The organism is Anaerococcus sp., assembly GCF_022770135.1.
Taxonomy (GTDB): domain Bacteria; phylum Bacillota; class Clostridia; order Tissierellales; family Peptoniphilaceae; genus Anaerococcus.
On record NZ_JALEIL010000106.1, the window covers coordinates 1 to 17,221 of the forward strand.

Consider the following 17,221-nt stretch of genomic DNA (forward strand, 5'->3'; position numbering starts at 1 on the left):
GCCATAGCCCTTTCTAATTTAGGCGATAATGTAACTTATGTGACAAAACTTGTTGATAATGAGATGGGCCAGGCTGCCTTTAACAATATAAGAAGATTTGGCATCAATACCGACTACATAGTGAGGGGAGGAGATAGGTTAGGGATTTACTATGCGGAAAAAGGCGTAGGTCTTAGATCTCCTAAGGTAATCTATGATAGGAAAAATTCCTCCATATCGAAGGCTAGGATAGAAGAGTTTGATTGGGATGGGATATTTGAAGGAAAGTCCCTCTACTTTGCCACTGGAATTACAGCAGCCATATCGAAAGAGGGAAGAGACCTTGTTACATATTCGATAAAAGAAGCCAAGAAGAGAGGGCTTGTTGTGGTCTTTGATCTAAACTATAGGTCAAGCCTATGGACTCTCGACGAGGCTTGCGACTTCTACGAAGAGGTCCTTCCTATGGTCGATATCCTTATAGGAGTCCTTCCGACAAAACATGATTACTTTACAGGCGATTTCAACGATGAGGTGCTTTCTAGGATGCTTAGAGATATTCATGAAAAATATGATATCAAATATACAATCTCATCTATCAGAAACTCCTACTCAGCCTCAGTCAATTCTCTTTCTGCAGGTCTTTATAATGGCAAGGAATATATTAAGTCACAGACATACAAGTTTGATATTGTAGATAGGATTGGAGGCGGAGATGCCTTTGCGGCAGGGCTCATCCATGCATACATCAATGGATTTGAAATCCACGAAGCCCTAGACTTCGCCATAGCCCTATCAGCTCTTAAACATTCAATAATAGGAGATTATGCAATCTTTAATGAAAAACAAGTAGGAAGACTTGTAAGCGGAGATAAGAGGATGTTGTCATTTTCATAAGATAGACCCTGGTTTAGCCAGGGCTTTTTTGTTTGTAAAGAAATTTTACATAAACTTTACATTTACTTAAACTAAGCTATACAATCGGATAGTATTATGTAGGTACAAGATAAGTAATAGATAAAAATAAAAGGAGATATTATGAAAATTAAAAATGCAAAAATTCTAGCAGCTGCCCTATCATTCGGCTTAATCTTTGCTGGTTGTTCAAATGATAAAGGAGCTGACACTTCTACAGAAACTAAGACAGAAGACGCAGCAAAAACTGATGATGCAGCTAAAGCACCTGAAGAGAAAGAAGAAGGAACTGATACAGCAAGCGCAGAAGACTATGACTTCACTGTAGTTTCTAGAGAAGACGGTTCAGGTACTCGTGGAGCCTTCATCGAAATCGTTGGACTTGAAGAAGAAGTTGACGGTGCCAAGGAAGATATGACAACCCAAGATGCCGTAGTTCAAAACTCTACAAATGGTGTTATGCAAACAGTAAGCCAAGATGCTAACGCAATCGGATATATTTCACTTGGTTCCCTAAATGATACTGTAAAAGCCCTTAAGATTGACGGAGTTGAGGCAACAGAAGAGACAATAGCAGATGGATCTTACAAGATTGCTCGCCCATTCAACCTAGCTTATAAGGAAAGTGAGCTAGATGACCTATCAAAGGACTTCCTAAAATATGTTAAATCAGAAGAAGCTCAAAAACTTGTTCTTGAAGAAGGCTACGTTCCACTAAAAGAAACTGAAGCTTACGAGGCAAGCGGTGCAAAGGGAACCATAACTGTAGCAGGTTCTACATCAGTTACTCCACTTATGGAAAAAATGGTAGAAGCATACCAAAAGCTTAACCCAGATGCTAAAATCGAAATCCAATCTACAGGATCATCTTCAGGAATTGAAGCTTGTATCGATGGAGCAGCTCAAATCGCTATGGCTTCTCGTGAGCTTAAGGATGAAGAAAAGGAAAAACTTCAAGTATCTGTTATCGCAACCGACGGAATCGCAGTAGTTGTAAATAAAGATAGCAAGCTAGAAGATGTAACAGTAGACCAGTTAAAAGAAATCTTTAACGGAACAATTACAAATACTAGTGAATTAGAGAAGTAATATGAATAAAACTAGGGAAAGAATCGGAGAGATAATTTTCCTATTATCAGCAGCAATGTCCGCATTACTTATCCTTCTTATAATCTTTTTCATCTTCAATGAAGGGATTAAGTTTGTTAATGAATACGGACTTGTTCCGTTTATAACGGGCAAAGTATGGAAGCCAACAGCGGGAAACCCTCACTTTGGAATCTTCCCAATGATAGTAGGATCTATTATCGTAACTGTATTATCCACAATCATAGCTCTACCATTTGGCCTTGCTACTTCAGTATTTATGGCCTATTATGCCAAAAAGAGCTATTCTCCACTCAAATCTTTAATCAATCTAATGGCAGCAATACCTTCGGTAGTATATGGTTTCTTTGCTATGATGGTATTGGTTCCACTTGTTAAGTCTATCTTTGATATTAGAAGTGGTATGACAATGATTACAGCATCTATCTTACTTGCTATAATGATTTTACCTACCATGGTAAATATTTCTGAAAACTCCCTTAAGCAAGTACCAATGACCTTCTATCAAGGTTCCCTTGCCCTTGGAGCTACCAAGGAAGAGACTATAAGAAAGGTCATGATTCCCTATGCCAAAAGCGGGATTTTCTCTTCGATAATCCTTGCAATAGGTAGGGCAATCGGAGAGACCATGGCAGTATATCTTGTTGTCGGCAACCAACCACGTCTTACTACGGAAATCCTTAAAGGTTCGAGAACCCTTACAACAAATATAGTCTTGGAGATGGGTTATGCCTCAGGTATGCATAGACAAGCCTTGATTGCAACAGGTATGGTGCTTTTCTTCTTCATACTTTTGATAAATATTGTCTTTAATATCATAAGAGATAGAAATGAAAAGAAATTATAGGAGTGATTTATGAGCAAAACTTACAAAACTTTAATAATGGTCTTTACCTTCATAGCCTTCGCTATGAGTGGGATAATCATTGCCTATATTCTCTTTAAGGGTATACCTAATATATCTCCTGGACTTTTCGAAATGAATTATACTACAGAAAATGTTTCGATAATGCCATCCTTGATAGCGACCTTATTTACTATAATTTTAAGCTTGTTGATATCTCTGCCTGTTGGGATTTTCACAGCGATTTATCTTTCACAATATGCGAAAAACAAAGTCTTTATCAAGCTTGTAAGATTTTCAACGGAAATTCTTTCATCTATCCCTTCCATTGTTTATGGTTTGTTTGGATACTTGTTTTTTGTCACAAGCACAGGCCTGGGTCTTGGTATGGGTTACTCCCTTATTGCAGGTTGCTTCACAGTTTCAATAATGGTCCTCCCTACTATAATTAGAACAACAGAAGAAGCGATCCTTACCGTAAACCCACTCCAAGCCCACGCCTCCCTTGCCCTAGGAGCTACAAAGATTCAGACAATCTTTAAGGTAGTATTGCCAGATGCCATGGATGGAATCTTGGGTGGAATATTCCTATCAACAGGAAGAATCGTTGGAGAATCAGCTGCCCTAATCTATACTATGGGTACCCAACCATCAATTCCAAAGGGGCTTTTAAACTCAGCAAGGACAATGGCAGTGCACATGTACGTTCTATCATCAGAAGGTTTCCACGTAAATGAAGCTTATGCAACAGCAGTCCTTCTTTTGGTATTCGTCATAGCTATAAACTTCGTATCAGCAAAAATCAGCAAGAAACTTGTAGGATAGGAAGAAAGGATAACAATTAATGGAAAATAAAGAAATAATAAATGGTAATAATACTGCCATAGGAGTCAAGGACGTTGACTTATACTATGGAGACTTCAAGGCCTTAAAGAAAGTAAATATGGATATCAAGAAGGGGAAGATTACAGCCTTCATAGGTCCTTCTGGTTGTGGTAAGTCTACTATGCTAAGATGTTTTAATAGGATGAATGACCTAGTAGATGATTGTAAAATTGAAGGACTCATCACAATTGATGGAGATGATATTTACAAGAAGGACGTAGATGTAGTAGAATTAAGAAGAAGGGTCGGAATGGTTTTCCAATCACCTAACCCCTTCTCAAAGTCCGTTTACGATAATATCACCTATGGTCCAAAGATTTCTGGAATCAAGGATAAGGACAGGCTAAATGAAATTGTCGAGAAATCTCTAAGGTCAGCTGCGATTTGGGATGAAGTAAAAGATAAACTAGACCAAAACGCTTTGTCATTTTCTGGAGGTCAGCAGCAAAGAATCTGTATAGCAAGGACTCTTTCTGTAAATCCTGAAATAATCTTGATGGATGAGCCAACAAGTGCCCTTGACCCAATTTCGACATCAGCCATAGAAGACCTACTTGACGGACTAAAGAACGAATATACTATAGTAATTGTAACTCATAATATGCAACAAGCAGCTAGAATTTCAGATCAAACTGCCTTCTTCTTAACAGGAGAGGTAATAGAGATGGCAAATACCATAGATATATTCGAAAATCCAAAAGATAAGAGAACAGAAGATTATATAACTGGAAGGTTTGGTTGATATGAGAATAAAATACAACGAAGACTTAGACAATATCAAGAAAATGGCCAAAGACCTTATGGATTACGTCATAATCTCTTATGAGAAAATTGGCCAATTTATAGAAAATTCCAAGGAAGATGAGCTTAGGGACCTAGTCGATATTCACGATGATATTAGAAGAAAAGCAAGTGAAATCGAAAGGCTCAGCTTTGAGCTTATGGCCCTCCAACAGCCAGTTGCCAAAGACCTAAAGCTACTTCAGATGTCAATGAAACTAGCCTCATCGTTTAAAAGAATCGCAGGGCACTTCGAGCAAGTTTCTTTTATATTAGGCGAATATTCTCTAAATGAAAGTGAAAAAGATTTTCTAAATAAGTTTATTGCAAATGAGACAAAGATGGCAAAAGACGCTATCAATTCTTTCGTAAACTATGACATGGACCTTGCCAAGGAAACAATAAAGCAAGATGAAGTAAACAACAAGCTCTTTGAGGAAGCTGTCTCATATATTTCAAATGAGAACAAGAAGGATAATATTGCCCCTATGGAATTATCAGAAAAAGTCCTCCTCTACAAGTATTTTGAAAGGTTAGGAGATAGGCTCGCGAGAGTAGCGGACCTTGCTACGAGGCTTTAGATGATTTACCTTGTCGAAGACGATAAGTCTATAAGAAATTTAGTAGAATATGCCCTAAGAGAAAAAGGCTATGAGGTAGCTGGCTACGAAGATGGATCTAAAATAGTAAGCGATGTAAGAAATAAGCCAGGCGAGCTTCTAATCCTTGATATAATGCTTCCAGAAAAAGACGGGATCACTATACTTAAGGAGATTAGGGAGTTTTCAGATATTCCTATAATAATGCTTACAGCAAGGACTGACGAGTTTGATAAGGTGATGGGACTTGACCTGGGGGCAGATGATTATATAACTAAGCCATTCTCAATCTTAGAATTAATTAGCAGAGTCAAGGCAGTTCTTAGGAGAAGCCAGAAGAAGGACACAGACCACATAAGCTATAAAGATCTAAGACTTAATATGAAAAAGCGTTCGGTAAAAGTCGATGGCGAGAAGATTGACCTAACCTACAAGGAATTTGAGATGCTACTTCTTTTCATGTCTAACATCGGAAATGTCATAACCCGTGATGACTTCTTACTCAAAGTTTGGGGCTACGACTACGAGGGAGAGACGAGAACTGTAGATGTCCATATAGCAAGTCTTAGGGCTAAGCTAAAGGATGCTGGAAAATATATAGAAACAGTCAGAAACTTAGGCTATAAATTCGGTGAAATATGAAAGATTTACTAGAAAAAAGCCTTATAAGGATATTTAGCCTTGTAATGCTAGTAACATTTTTAATAAATATAAGCATAGTCTTTAGAGGAAAAATCAAAGCTCAAAATGAATTCATGGAGGATTCTTTGGGCTTTATTTTCTATGAGATAAAAAATGGAAACAAAAATATATTAGAAGATTTTGAAAAGACTTATCCAAAATATAAACTAGTATATTTTGATGATGATAAAAACATTCTCTATAATTCGAAAGGAAAGATAGACCTAGAAGATATAAGTATAAGTGATGACAAAAAGATTAGAGAAATTAAATATGGGATTAAAGATTCAATAAACACTGGCTACTATATAGGAGGGGATGGTAATCTTATAATAAAATCCCAAAATACAATACTCGATATCTTTGATGGAAAAATCATCTCAATTTATCTTATAGCTTATCTATTTATAATTGGGATTATAAAATTTGAGGCGGATAATTTTGTAAATAAATACATAGAAGGACTAGCTCGATTCGATGATAATTATGATTTTAAGAAAATTGACCCTAGATATAAGGAGATAAGCCCCTACTTTAAAAATATCCTAGAAAGTAATAAGAAACTTAAAGAAAGTGAGATGGCCCAAGCCGTACGATTTAAGGAAATAATAGATATAACAGAAAATATGGAAGAAGGCCTTGTGATTTGTGATGAAAATGGCAAGATTGAGATAATGAATAAGGCAGCCCAAGAATATTTAGACAAAAACTCTGATACAAGCTTCATTGACCTTATTGACGATAAGGATTACAAAGAAGCCATTAAGGAAATTCAGAGGACTAAGAAAACCAAGGCTATGGCCTTTGATGTAAACAACTTCCACCTAAAAATTTTTGTCGATCCAATTATTGATAGCTACGATATGGGCTATGTTATTATCATAATAGATAACTCAGAGACTAGGAAGGCTGAGCTTATGAGAAGGGAGTTTTCTGCAAATGTAAGCCATGAGCTAAAAAGTCCCCTTACTTCAATCAACGGATATGCGGAGCTAATATCTACTGGCATTGCCAAGGAAAGTGACGTGAGAAACTTCGCTGAAATTATCTATAAGGAAGGAAATAGGCTCCTTCAGATAATAGATGACATAATAAAACTTTCACGACTTGATGAAAATGGACAAGGAATCGATGAAATAGAATTTGATATAAGAGAAATAGCCGAGCTTTGCATAGAAAATTATAGGGGAAAGTCAGATTCTAAAAATATCGAGATAGTTAATACAGTAGGATCTTTTAAACTAAAAACATCAATATCCCTATTTACTGACCTAATATCAAACATTTACGAAAATGCTATAAAATATACCAATAAAGGCGGGAAAATCGAGCTTTCCTCGATAATATTAGATAAGAAATTAATAATTTTCATCAAGGATAATGGAGTAGGAATAAGCCAAAAGGATTTGCCTAGGATATTTGAGAGATTCTACATGGCAGATAAGGCAAGAAAGAGAGACAACAAATCAACAGGCCTTGGTCTATCCATAGCCAAGCACATAGCTGACTATCTGGGTTTCGGACTAGAGGTCACAAGCAAGGTCGGATGTGGATCGACTTTTAGAATTATTATAGATATTTAGGAAATTAATTGCTATATCCTGTTAAATTTGATACAATCTTATTAAGAATATATTTGGAGGAGATTATGAAAGTAACTATATGTTCATGTGCTAGATGCACTGCCCACGGAAACGAGTTCTTATACGATTCAGCAAACATAGTGAAAACTGATATCGAGTACGCTTACAAGCTTGAAGGCTTAGGAGATACTCCAGAAATCGAAGTTGTCTACGAAAATATAATGGATGAGATTGAAAATCCATCTAAAAACGCTCCATTAGTTAAAATCGACGATACATATATAAATAAGGCTAAGCCAGAGGTTATGATGGAGATGATGTTTGATAAGTTAAAACCAGCTAAGTAATTAAAGAAGAGGATAATAATGAAAGAATCATACATAGATATACTTAATATTAGAAGGATGGCCTTTGAGGCAGTTGCCAAAATCGCCTATGAAAACAGGCCTATTACAGACATAGCCTTAGAAGTTTTTGATATTCTTCCAGGAGAAGAAGCGAGATATAGGGAAAATATTTTTAGAGAAAGAGCAGTAATGGGCGAGAGACTTAGAATGTGTATAGGTCTTGACGCAAGAAGTGCTGCTGATACAGACGCTGTCACAGAAGGCTTAGATGCGATGGATTATGACAGACGAATCTACAATCCACCACTAGTTTCTGTTATAAAAATCGCCTGTGAAGCATGTCCTGAAAACAAAGTCACAGTAACAGATCAATGTCATGCTTGTATAGGACATCCTTGTGTAAATGTTTGCCCTAAAAACGCTGTTACATATACTGCCAAGGGAGCAATCATAGATCAAGATAAATGTATCAAGTGCGGAAAATGTGTGGCTGCTTGTCCATATCAAGCAATCAATCACCAAAAAAGACCTTGTGCAGAGTCTTGTGGAGTTAAGGCAATCGGATCTGATGAACTAGGTCGTGCCAAAATCGACGAAGATAAGTGCGTAGCTTGTGGTAGATGTATCATAACTTGCCCATTTGGTGCAATTTCTGATAAGAGTGAGATCTACCAACTTATCAAGTCCCTACAATCAGATAGGAAAGTTTATGCTATAATTGCTCCGTCCTTTGTTGGACAATTCGGTGTAAATGTAAGTCCAGAACAAATCAGAGAAGCTATCAAACAACTTGGTTTTGATGATGTTATAGAAGTAGGACTCGGAGCTGACCTTACTACAATGAACGAAGCTCACGAGTATTTGGAACAAGTTCCAACAGGCAAGATTCCATTTATGGGAACAAGCTGTTGTTTCTCATGGAAGTCAATGGTAAGAAAGCAATTCCCAGACATCAACGATAAGATTTCTGAATCATCAACACCAATGATTTATTCAGGAAAACAAATGAAAAAACGTGATCCAAACTGTGAAGTTGTATTTATAGGACCATGTATATCCAAGAAACTTGAAGCCCTCGAAGAAGAAGTAGCTGAAGTAATAGACTTCGTAATAACCTACGAAGAACTTCTAGGAATGTTCCTTGCTAAGGGAATCGAGCCATCAGAAATCGAAGTAGATGAACCAATGATGGATGCTTCAGAGACAGGAAGATTCTATGCTGTAAGCGGTGGAGTTGCCGAAGCTGTTAAGAGAAGAATCGGAGAAATCGACCCAGATGTCAAGGTTGAAGTAGAAAATGCTGAAGGACTAGACAACTGTGTCAAGCTTGCAAGAATGGCCAAACTCGGCAGGATGGATGGCAAGCTTATCGAAGGAATGGCTTGTATGGGAGGCTGTGTCGGAGGACCTGGAACAGTTGTTGCAGAAAATAAGACTGGCAAGAAAGTTAAGGCCTTCGCTGCTGAATCTATCTACAGATCTCCTGCTGATAACGAAAATATTCCAGCAGAAGACAGACCAGACGATAGCAAATTACAAAAATAATATCTAAAAATAAAGATAAAGCCCTAACTTGAAGAATAAATAGTTCTTTGAGTAGGGCTTTTTTCTAGTCATTTCTCAGCCAAATAATTTATTAAGCTACTAATAAAGCCATAATTTATTTGTCTTTATCGGAGCAAATGATATAATAAGAGGATAAGAAATAAAGAGAGGTAACTATGGGTCAAACTACTATAATGCTCATGTTTGTGACGGTAATCTCCAAGATTTTTGGATTCTTGCGAGAGTCGGTTATGGCGTCATACATTGGAGCTGGTGATTTAAAAAGTATATACACAACCGCCAACACCCTGCCGGTTGTTATAGCAAACTTCGTGGCTGTCGGAATAATTTCAGGTTTTATTCCAATTTATAACAAGGCCAAGAAGGAAGATGGAGAAGAGGCAGCAGAGGAATTTACATCAAATATTTTCAATATCCTCATGGTATTTGCTGTTTTTGCGGTAATAGTGGGAATGGTTTTTGCAAGACCATTTTCTAAGCTCCTTTCTCCAGATCTAAGCGGCGAGTCTCTTGATCTTGCCACAAATTACACTAGAATAATGATGTTTGCAGTCTTTGCTTATCTTTATTCAGCAGTATTTAGAGGATATTTAAACTTAAAGGGCAACTTCTTCGATCCTGCAATTACAGGGGTTATAATGAACATTATAATCATTGGCTTTACTGTGCTTACAGGAGTTACAAAGAATCCTTACATGCTTATCATAGGAGCGCTTTTGGGTAACTCCCTCCAGTACATACTCTTCCCGAGAGCTTGTAGGAAGGTGGGTTATGAGCATAAGAAAATCTTAGATATCCACAACAAGTATGTAAGAAGTCTGATGGTCGTAGCTATTCCAATAATCTTATCATCAGCAGCAGGAGAAATCTCTATAATTATAGATAACTCTATGGCTTCAGCCTTTTTCGGAAAGGCAGCCATATCCAAGCTCTTTTATTCAAAGACAATGCTAACACTGATTACAGGAATCATCACTATTTCTATTACGACAGCCCTATTTCCAACTATAGCGGAATATGGAGCAAGTGGCGAGATAGGAAAGATGAAGAAGTCAATAAGCTCATCCGTAGTATCTACTATGCTTCTAGTAATCCCTGCAAGTATTGGTATGGCAGTCCTTGCAGAACCAATTATAGGGGTAGTATTTGAGAGAAATGCTTTCACTAGGGAAGATACTGTAGCAGTTGCAATCTTACTTGCTGCTTACGCTCCAAACAACATCTTCCAATCCACAATAGATGTGGTAGACAGGGGCTTTTATGCTGTAGGAGATTCCAAGACCCCAGTAGTCGTTGTGATCATTCAACAGATCTTAAATGTTATATTTAACTTTGTCCTAATCAAATTCTTTGGCATAAGAGGACTTGCCTATGCAACAGTTTTATCTACAGCTATTGGTACAGTTTTGATGATTTATCAATTTAGGAAGAAATTTGGAAGCTTTAATTTTAAGACTTCATTAATCTCTCTGGTAAAGATAAGCCTTGCGACAGGACTTATGGCCCTAGTTGCTGTTGGAGTAAATGGAGCACTTTCAAATTTTGCTCCAAGACTTGTGGCCTTATTTGTAGCTATCATCGTCGCTATGCTAGTTTATGGTCTAGTAATTCTTCTAGCAAGGATCCCTGAAGTTATGGATATGGTAAATAGGATTTATCACAAAAGAAAACTTAGAAAAGAAAATAAGAATTAATATATGCCGGCTTAGGCCGGTCAGACTGCAGACAAAGTAACTTCAATCGAAATTTATTTTATCGTTAAGTTACCCTTATCTCGACTAAGAGAGTGAAACGAACGCACGGAGAGATCTCATTAGATTTCTCCACTCACTCCGTTCGGTCGAAATAAGGGTTATTTTGATTTTGTCTACACTCTAGCTGGCTTAGGCCGGTTTTTTTGTACTAAAAAAGAGGGACGTCCCCTCTAATTTTTTGTCATTTTTATTATTAGCCTAAAAACCTATTGGAGGATTTGGTTTTTCATAAAGATTGAAACAATCTTTGAGAAGTTTTCTAGATTTGTAATCCTACAATAGTCTGTGTTATAGATTAGCTTGGCGTTCTCTACGTCTTCTTCCTCTCCAGTAAAGACTCCAAGTATTGATATCTCATCTTCTTTTATGTTTCTTACCTCCTTGGCAGTATCTTTGACTGCGACCTCCTCTACATATTGGTCCTTATCTAGCATCTTTACAGTATTGATATTGCTTCTTTCATCATTGGGCTTACCATCTGAAAGAATTATTACTATATTTTTGGTGTTTTCGTCATCTTTTTCGATTAGTTCGTGGATTGTCTTAAAGGCGAGCCCGTCTCTATTTGATCCAGAAGCGAAAAAGTTAAAAATTTTCTCGTTATTTTCCTTTTCGTCATAGTCCCTATATATATTAAAAACTGTAAAATCTCTTAGGGTAGAAAAGCTCATGACCCTGATTGGAATATCTAGGGCATCCATGGCCTTTTCTATAATATAGGCCTCGTTTGCGACCAGGGCTTGGCGGCCAATTTGGCTAGCAGAACCATCGAGTATTAGGTCTACCTTAAATTTCGATATATCGTCGCTTTCTTCGTTGTTAAAGACGTCGTAGTCGTGGAGAACGCTAGCCCTCCAGGCCTTTGTCGAGTCGATAGCTCCGTAGTTTTTGTAGACTTCGTTGTATTCTAGGAAGTTTGCTATGGAGTTTTTGATCGAAAGGGTAAGCTCGTTGATAGATCTGTTGTTGATGGCTGTATTTTCTTTGATATAGGCTTCAGTCTTTTCGGCTTGTTCACGGCGGCCCTTCTTGTAAAATCTAGCGTTGGCCTTAGTAGAATATTCTCCCCTAGTAAAATAGAGCCTTTTGTTCTTGTGGATTCCCTTACAAAGTTTAGTCTCTAGGGCAGAGACCTTCTCCTTGGCCATTACAGAAAGTCCGTAGAAGTCTTCGATAAATTCTGTGGATGAGTGGTAGGTGTCTTCTCCGGTGTTAAGAAACATAAGATTTTTGTCATTATCTTCTTTCTTTTCGGCGAGATATATATTTCCTGTAAACTCCGCACTTCCTATGCCAAACTGCTCTGAAAGATATTCCTCGGAGTACTCAGCGTTCTTGTCATCGATCTCGTCTGGGTCCTTGAAGTCCTTGGCCTTATTTTCTGAGACCATTTCCTTAAACCTATCCCTATCCTTGGCTGACCTATCAAGACGGAAGTATTTTTCGAAAAAATTATTCAATTCGTCGACTAACTCATTGGTCCTTGTGGTGTGAATTGAAAATAGGGCATAATAGATATCTCTAAAGAGCTTGCCTTCAGTAATTGGCCTATCTAAAATCTTCCCGTAGTAGGCCTTCTCGATTTGCTCCCTTAGATCTTTGGGCTCATGGTAGGAATATCTATTCATGACCTTTCTAGCGTAATCTTTCCTAAAGTCAGCTATAACCAGATTTTCTTTTGCTATTTCCTTAAAGGCTATTTCTTCCATTAGGATTTCTGTCATAAACTTAAAATCATCAAAGAACATATTGTCTTTTTTGATATAGGCAAAGAAGGAATCTAGGATTTTAAAATCAAAGGTCCCTATCTTAAAGCCTGTGATCATGTTTAGATAGATATCTTCCATAGGATAGGACTTTTTGGGAAGAAACTTGTAGGTCTTGGCGAAGTCCCAGATTATGTTGTACTGTCTAATCTTTTCTAGTTGATCATTCATCAAATACACTTTCTCCTATATCTGTAGGGATCTTGCTCTTTAGGGCATCGAGGACGATTTGTCTTTCGAATTCATCGAAGGATTTGTTGACAAGCCCCATCATCAAGGCCTGGTAAGGAGATAGACCAATCTTAATTGTTTCAATAGCCCCTATAAGTCCACGTAGGTCGACTGACTTAGTAGAAATCTCGTTGTTTTCACTCTTTGTTTGGAGACTTATAAATAAGTCGATAAAGGCCTTCCTATATTTTTCCTTAAGAGTTGGGAAGTTGTCAGCTAGGAGTTTATCAAGATTGTCCTTGCTAATATTTGGTACATTAATAATCATAAATCTTGAAGAAAGGGCCTCGTTAAGCTCCCTTGTTCCCACATAGCCGTAGTTCATTGTGGCTATAAATCTTGTATTTGGATCAAGGGCAATCTTATCGTAGCCAGAAAGATCAATTATCCTCCTGTGGTCTAGAGTTGCGTGAAGGACTGATATGGCTTCGTTTTTGGCCATATTGATCTCATCTAAGATAGCAAAGCCACCCTTTTCTGCCGCCTCTGTTATAGGACCCTTCCTAAAGACAACTTCGCCGTTTTTGAAAGTATCCGCACCAATGAGGGCTGCGGAGTCTGTATTTACATGGAAGGATACGTTATAAGATGGTCTTTGGAAGAGATAGGAAAGATTGGATGAAAGGACGTTTTTTCCTGTAGCCTTGGCCCCTGTAAGGAGGATGTTTTTTCCTGCAAGGAGGGCCGCTATGGCTTGCTCTAGGACTTCCTTGCCGTAGTATTTGTATTCAGGTTTTATTACCCTGTCGCCTTCAGCTAGTCCATTTTTTTTTCTATATGCTTCTAATTGTTTTATCAAATTTTCGTCTATGTTTTCTTCTTGTAAGTATTTAATCATGTTTCACCTCGTTTTATACTATACAATATAAGTAGGATTTTTCACTTGACATAGTCCAAAATCGGACTATAATATGATGGTAAGCAAAAGCAAGGAGGGTAGATGGACGAGAAACTAAAAGCCATGATTAATATTTTTTCTCTATTGAGAAAGGCCAATGGTCTAAATAGGGAAAGGGCAAACTTTTATAGCTTAAACGATTTGGAAAGTATGATCCTAATCCACATAGGAATGAATGAAAAAGTAAAACAAAAGACTCTCGTAAATAAGTTCAAATCCCCCAAGCAGACTATTAATAGTGCAATTATGAATCTAAAAGACAAGGGCTATATCGATCTTAGGACAGATGAGGATGATAAGAGAGCAAAAAACCTTTATCTAACGCCTGAAGGCGAGCTTAGAAGACGCGAGGCCTTAGTCCCAATAGAAGAGGCCAACAGGGCCATGTATGAGGATTTGGGAGAAGAGAATGTAAGAGAGATTACTAAATATTTAAACCTACTCTTGGATTCTATTTCTAATAATTTTATGAAGGAGGATAGATGAATAGTATAAAGGAATTTAATAGGTCCTTTTCTTATATGAAAAGACACCTTGGTAAGTACAAAAAAACAAGATTGCTTTCGCAGATTTTTACAACAATCGAGACCATACTAGAGCTACTGATACCAATGATAATGGGTATGACCCTAAATACTGCCGTAAACGACAAGGACTTGGGTCTTGCCATAAAGTATGGGATTTTGATGGTAGTTTTATCCCTAATCACAATGTATTGTGGTATGCAAGCTACCAAAAACGCAGGACTTACATCAAGTGGACTTGCTGATAATGCAAGAAGGGCACAGTATAGAAACATACAGAAGTTTTCTTTCGAAGACTTGGAATATTTTGGCGTTCCATCTCTACTAACTAGATTAACTTCTGATATGCAACAGCTAGCCCAATCGATGTTTATGTCTACTAGATTTGTAAGTAAGACTGTCGTTATGGCTATATTTTCTTTTGTTTTAGCCTTTAAGGCTAGTGCCAAATTGTCCCTTATATTTCTTGTGGCAGTTCCTTTGCTTTTCATAGCACTGATGGCACTTACCACCTACGCTCTACCAAAATTTAAGAAGGCACGTTTTCAATATGACAAGTTAAACCTAGTTATAGAAGAGAACTTAAACAATATGAGGGTGATCAAGGCCTTCGTTAGGAAAAGATACGAGCTTGATAAGTTTGGTCTCCAGAACGAAGAGATGTTTAAGCTAGCTGATGGATCCCAAGGACCTATGAGCTATGTCTTTCCTGTAGCAAACTTTGTTTTGTTTGGAACCTTCGTAGGCCTAACATATTTTGGCGGGATTGAAATAATAGAAGGAAGACTTGGAGTAGGAGATTTAATTTCCTTTAATATGTATGCAATAATGCTTCTCGGAGCCTTTATAGGAATGAGCATGGTTCTTACTATGTTTATGTCAGCATCTCCTGGTATTACCCGTGTGGTTGAAGTTATAAAAAGAGAGCCTACTATGGATATTGATGACAAAGTAGAAGGTCTTGACCTAGAAGATGGATCAATCGACTTTGACGATGTTTCTTTTAAGTACGAGGAAGACTCAGACAATTACCAGCTTGAAGATATTAATCTTCACATCAAAAGCGGTGAGTCAATAGGAATCCTTGGACCAACAGGATCTGCAAAGTCCACCCTAGTTCAACTTATACCAAGGCTTTACGATATAAGTAAGGGAAGCCTTAAGGTAGGAGGCCATGATATAAGAGAATACGATCTTAAGACCCTAAGAGATAGGGTTTCAATAGTACTTCAGAAAAATACTCTTTTCTCTGGAACTATAGCAGAAAACTTACGCTGGGGAGATAGCGATGCAAGTGATGAAGAAATCCGTCTTGCAGCAGAAATCGCCCAAGCAGATGACTTTGTAAGGGCGAGAAATGATTCCTATGAATCAGTTCTAGGCCAAGGAGGAAGTGGAGTTTCTGGTGGCCAAAGACAAAGGCTAACCATAGCAAGGTCACTATTAAAGAAACCTAAGATTCTAATACTCGATAACTCAACATCTGCAGTAGATACCAAGACTGAAACTGCGATTATGGAAGGAATAGATCGAAACTTAAAAGATTTAACCAAGATCATAATCTCACAAAGAGTATCTTCCTTCAAATATGCTGATAGGATAATAGTCATGGAAGAAGGGAAAATTTCTGATATAGGCACTCACGACGAGCTTTACGAAAGAGACAAAAACTACAGACAAACTTACGATATCCAACAACAAGGAGGTAATGATAATGACTGATAATCGCATACAGAAAAAAGATTACAGGAGAACAATGTCATTTAAGTCCTTGGCAAGACTCATGTCCTATCTCTTTAATTATAAATGGCAGATGACTGTGATTATTCTTGGAGTAATAATATCTACAGTGACCCAAATTTGGGGAGTAAATATGCTCCAACCTATTATAGATAATCATATCTTTAAAGGAGATGTCCCAGGACTAAAGACTGCTGTAATACAAATGGGCTTTATATATTTTATTTCAGCTCTAACAAGTCTGATCTATTCAAGACTTATGGTAAGAGTTGGAGAAAGATCAATCAGAAATATAAGACATGACCTTTTTGATAAGATTCAAACTCTTCCAGTAAGATTTTTCGATAACAACCAGCACGGGGAGATTATGAGTCGTTTTACAAACGATACAGACGTCCTATCCCAAGCCCTAGCCAATACAGTTCCAACAATTATAAGGAGTCTCTTAACCTTTTTTGGAACAATAATAGTTATGTTTAAGCTAGACTTTAACCTAACCCTATGTCTAATCATAGGACTTGTGGTTATGATTCCAATCCTATCAAAGATTGTTCTAAGGTCAGGGAAGTTTTTTGCCAAGGCCCAAGCCAATGTGTCTAACCTTCACGGTTTCAATGAAGAGATGCTCTCTGGTCAAAAAGTAGTTAAGGTATTTTCTAGAGAAAAAATAGCAGAAGAAGAATTCTCCGAAAAAAGTGAAGCGCTTAGGGCAAGTTTCGCAGAGGCAAATATTACTGCAGGAAAGATTATGCCTTTTCTCCAAAACTCTGTAAATATCCTCTACGCCCTAATAACAGTATTGGGAGTTTACCTAACTATCCAAGGAAATATCACAGTCGGAGTTCTTGCAGCCTTCCTATCAAACATTAGGCAAATTCAAAACCCTATAGTAAATATCTCCCAACAAGCAAACGCAGTATTCCAAGCCCTTGCGGGAGCAGATAGGATATTTGAGATAATGGATATGAAAGAAGAAATCGACACAGGTTACATCGACCTTGTAAGTGCAATAGTTAGAAGAG

Annotated in this window: 16 protein-coding genes; 14 read left to right on the forward strand and 2 right to left on the reverse strand. The window is 37.5% G+C overall.

Annotated features, from left to right (window positions below; translation table 11 throughout):
* The 11 genes from MRZ08_RS05375 to murJ form a co-directional block, all read left to right on the forward strand.
* The coding region (locus tag MRZ08_RS05375; RefSeq protein WP_297380208.1) for a sugar kinase at positions 1-876 on the forward strand (876 nt) is incomplete at its 5' end.
* Between the two features lie 141 nt (positions 877-1,017).
* Entirely contained in the window at positions 1,018-1,983 is a 966-nt protein-coding gene (locus MRZ08_RS05380) for a substrate-binding domain-containing protein (RefSeq protein ID WP_297380211.1), read from the forward strand.
* A gap of 1 nt (position 1,984) precedes the next feature.
* The gene (gene pstC / locus MRZ08_RS05385) at positions 1,985-2,848 is read left to right on the forward strand and encodes a phosphate ABC transporter permease subunit PstC (protein WP_297380213.1); all 864 of its coding nucleotides are present in this window, start codon (positions 1,985-1,987) and stop codon (positions 2,846-2,848) included.
* A gap of 9 nt (positions 2,849-2,857) precedes the next feature.
* Positions 2,858-3,670, forward strand: a complete 813-nt coding sequence (pstA, locus tag MRZ08_RS05390; protein ID WP_297380216.1) for a phosphate ABC transporter permease PstA — start codon at positions 2,858-2,860, stop codon at positions 3,668-3,670.
* A gap of 19 nt (positions 3,671-3,689) precedes the next feature.
* Positions 3,690-4,472 carry a phosphate ABC transporter ATP-binding protein PstB gene (gene pstB / locus MRZ08_RS05395; protein ID WP_297380219.1) on the forward strand — a complete coding sequence of 261 codons (783 nt, stop codon included), beginning with the start codon at positions 3,690-3,692 and terminating at the stop codon, positions 4,470-4,472.
* Position 4,473: 1 nt separating this feature from the next.
* Positions 4,474-5,091 (forward strand): PhoU domain-containing protein, encoded by a 618-nt coding sequence (locus MRZ08_RS05400; protein ID WP_297380221.1) that lies wholly within the window; start codon positions 4,474-4,476, stop codon positions 5,089-5,091.
* Positions 5,092-5,751, forward strand: coding sequence for a response regulator transcription factor (locus tag MRZ08_RS05405; protein ID WP_297380223.1), 660 nt, complete (start codon positions 5,092-5,094; stop codon positions 5,749-5,751). It abuts the gene before it with no gap.
* The gene (locus MRZ08_RS05410) at positions 5,748-7,373 is read left to right on the forward strand and encodes an ATP-binding protein (protein ID WP_297380224.1); all 1,626 of its coding nucleotides are present in this window, start codon (positions 5,748-5,750) and stop codon (positions 7,371-7,373) included. The genes MRZ08_RS05405 and MRZ08_RS05410 overlap by 4 nt, the downstream gene beginning before the upstream one ends.
* 65 nt (positions 7,374-7,438) lie before the next feature.
* Positions 7,439-7,720, forward strand: coding sequence for a hypothetical protein (locus tag MRZ08_RS05415; RefSeq protein WP_297380226.1), 282 nt, complete (start codon positions 7,439-7,441; stop codon positions 7,718-7,720).
* Positions 7,721-7,738: 18 nt separating this feature from the next.
* The gene (locus tag MRZ08_RS05420) at positions 7,739-9,265 is read left to right on the forward strand and encodes a 4Fe-4S dicluster domain-containing protein (protein ID WP_297380229.1); all 1,527 of its coding nucleotides are present in this window, start codon (positions 7,739-7,741) and stop codon (positions 9,263-9,265) included.
* A gap of 176 nt (positions 9,266-9,441) precedes the next feature.
* Entirely contained in the window at positions 9,442-10,980 is a 1,539-nt protein-coding gene (murJ, locus tag MRZ08_RS05425; RefSeq protein ID WP_297380231.1) for a murein biosynthesis integral membrane protein MurJ, read from the forward strand.
* Positions 10,981-11,246: 266 nt separating this feature from the next.
* Here murJ and MRZ08_RS05430 read toward each other — a convergent pair whose 3' ends face one another.
* Both MRZ08_RS05430 and MRZ08_RS05435 read right to left on the reverse strand, forming a co-directional pair.
* Entirely contained in the window at positions 11,247-12,977 is a 1,731-nt protein-coding gene (locus MRZ08_RS05430; protein WP_297380233.1) for a VWA domain-containing protein, read from the reverse strand.
* Complete coding sequence (locus tag MRZ08_RS05435; RefSeq protein WP_297380235.1) at positions 12,970-13,875, reverse strand: AAA family ATPase; 906 nt, start codon at positions 13,873-13,875, stop codon at positions 12,970-12,972. The genes MRZ08_RS05430 and MRZ08_RS05435 overlap by 8 nt, the downstream gene beginning before the upstream one ends.
* A 102-nt stretch (positions 13,876-13,977) precedes the next feature.
* Between MRZ08_RS05435 and MRZ08_RS05440 the strand changes: the two genes are divergently transcribed.
* The 3 genes from MRZ08_RS05440 to MRZ08_RS05450 form a co-directional block, all read left to right on the forward strand.
* Entirely contained in the window at positions 13,978-14,421 is a 444-nt protein-coding gene (locus tag MRZ08_RS05440; protein WP_297380238.1) for a MarR family winged helix-turn-helix transcriptional regulator, read from the forward strand.
* The gene (locus tag MRZ08_RS05445) at positions 14,418-16,181 is read left to right on the forward strand and encodes an ABC transporter ATP-binding protein (protein WP_297380240.1); all 1,764 of its coding nucleotides are present in this window, start codon (positions 14,418-14,420) and stop codon (positions 16,179-16,181) included. The genes MRZ08_RS05440 and MRZ08_RS05445 overlap by 4 nt, the downstream gene beginning before the upstream one ends.
* Positions 16,174-17,221 (forward strand): ABC transporter ATP-binding protein (locus MRZ08_RS05450; protein ID WP_297380243.1); only part of this gene is annotated, 1,048 nt, incomplete at its 3' end. The genes MRZ08_RS05445 and MRZ08_RS05450, both read left to right, overlap by 8 nt.

Coding starts and splice junctions, on each gene's coding strand:
- murJ (WP_297380231.1), top strand. CDS start 9,442: ATGGGTCAAACTACTATAATGCTCATGTTTGTGACGGTAATCTCCAAG.
- MRZ08_RS05400 (WP_297380221.1), top strand. CDS start 4,474: ATGAGAATAAAATACAACGAAGACTTAGACAATATCAAGAAAATGGCC.
- MRZ08_RS05380 (WP_297380211.1), top strand. CDS start 1,018: ATGAAAATTAAAAATGCAAAAATTCTAGCAGCTGCCCTATCATTCGGC.
- MRZ08_RS05435 (WP_297380235.1), bottom strand. CDS start 13,875: ATGATTAAATACTTACAAGAAGAAAACATAGACGAAAATTTGATAAAA.
- pstC (WP_297380213.1), top strand. CDS start 1,985: ATGAATAAAACTAGGGAAAGAATCGGAGAGATAATTTTCCTATTATCA.
- MRZ08_RS05420 (WP_297380229.1), top strand. CDS start 7,739: ATGAAAGAATCATACATAGATATACTTAATATTAGAAGGATGGCCTTT.
- pstB (WP_297380219.1), top strand. CDS start 3,690: ATGGAAAATAAAGAAATAATAAATGGTAATAATACTGCCATAGGAGTC.
- MRZ08_RS05445 (WP_297380240.1), top strand. CDS start 14,418: ATGAATAGTATAAAGGAATTTAATAGGTCCTTTTCTTATATGAAAAGA.
- MRZ08_RS05415 (WP_297380226.1), top strand. CDS start 7,439: ATGAAAGTAACTATATGTTCATGTGCTAGATGCACTGCCCACGGAAAC.
- MRZ08_RS05430 (WP_297380233.1), bottom strand. CDS start 12,977: ATGAATGATCAACTAGAAAAGATTAGACAGTACAACATAATCTGGGAC.
- pstA (WP_297380216.1), top strand. CDS start 2,858: ATGAGCAAAACTTACAAAACTTTAATAATGGTCTTTACCTTCATAGCC.
- MRZ08_RS05440 (WP_297380238.1), top strand. CDS start 13,978: ATGGACGAGAAACTAAAAGCCATGATTAATATTTTTTCTCTATTGAGA.
- MRZ08_RS05410 (WP_297380224.1), top strand. CDS start 5,748: ATGAAAGATTTACTAGAAAAAAGCCTTATAAGGATATTTAGCCTTGTA.
- MRZ08_RS05405 (WP_297380223.1), top strand. CDS start 5,092: ATGATTTACCTTGTCGAAGACGATAAGTCTATAAGAAATTTAGTAGAA.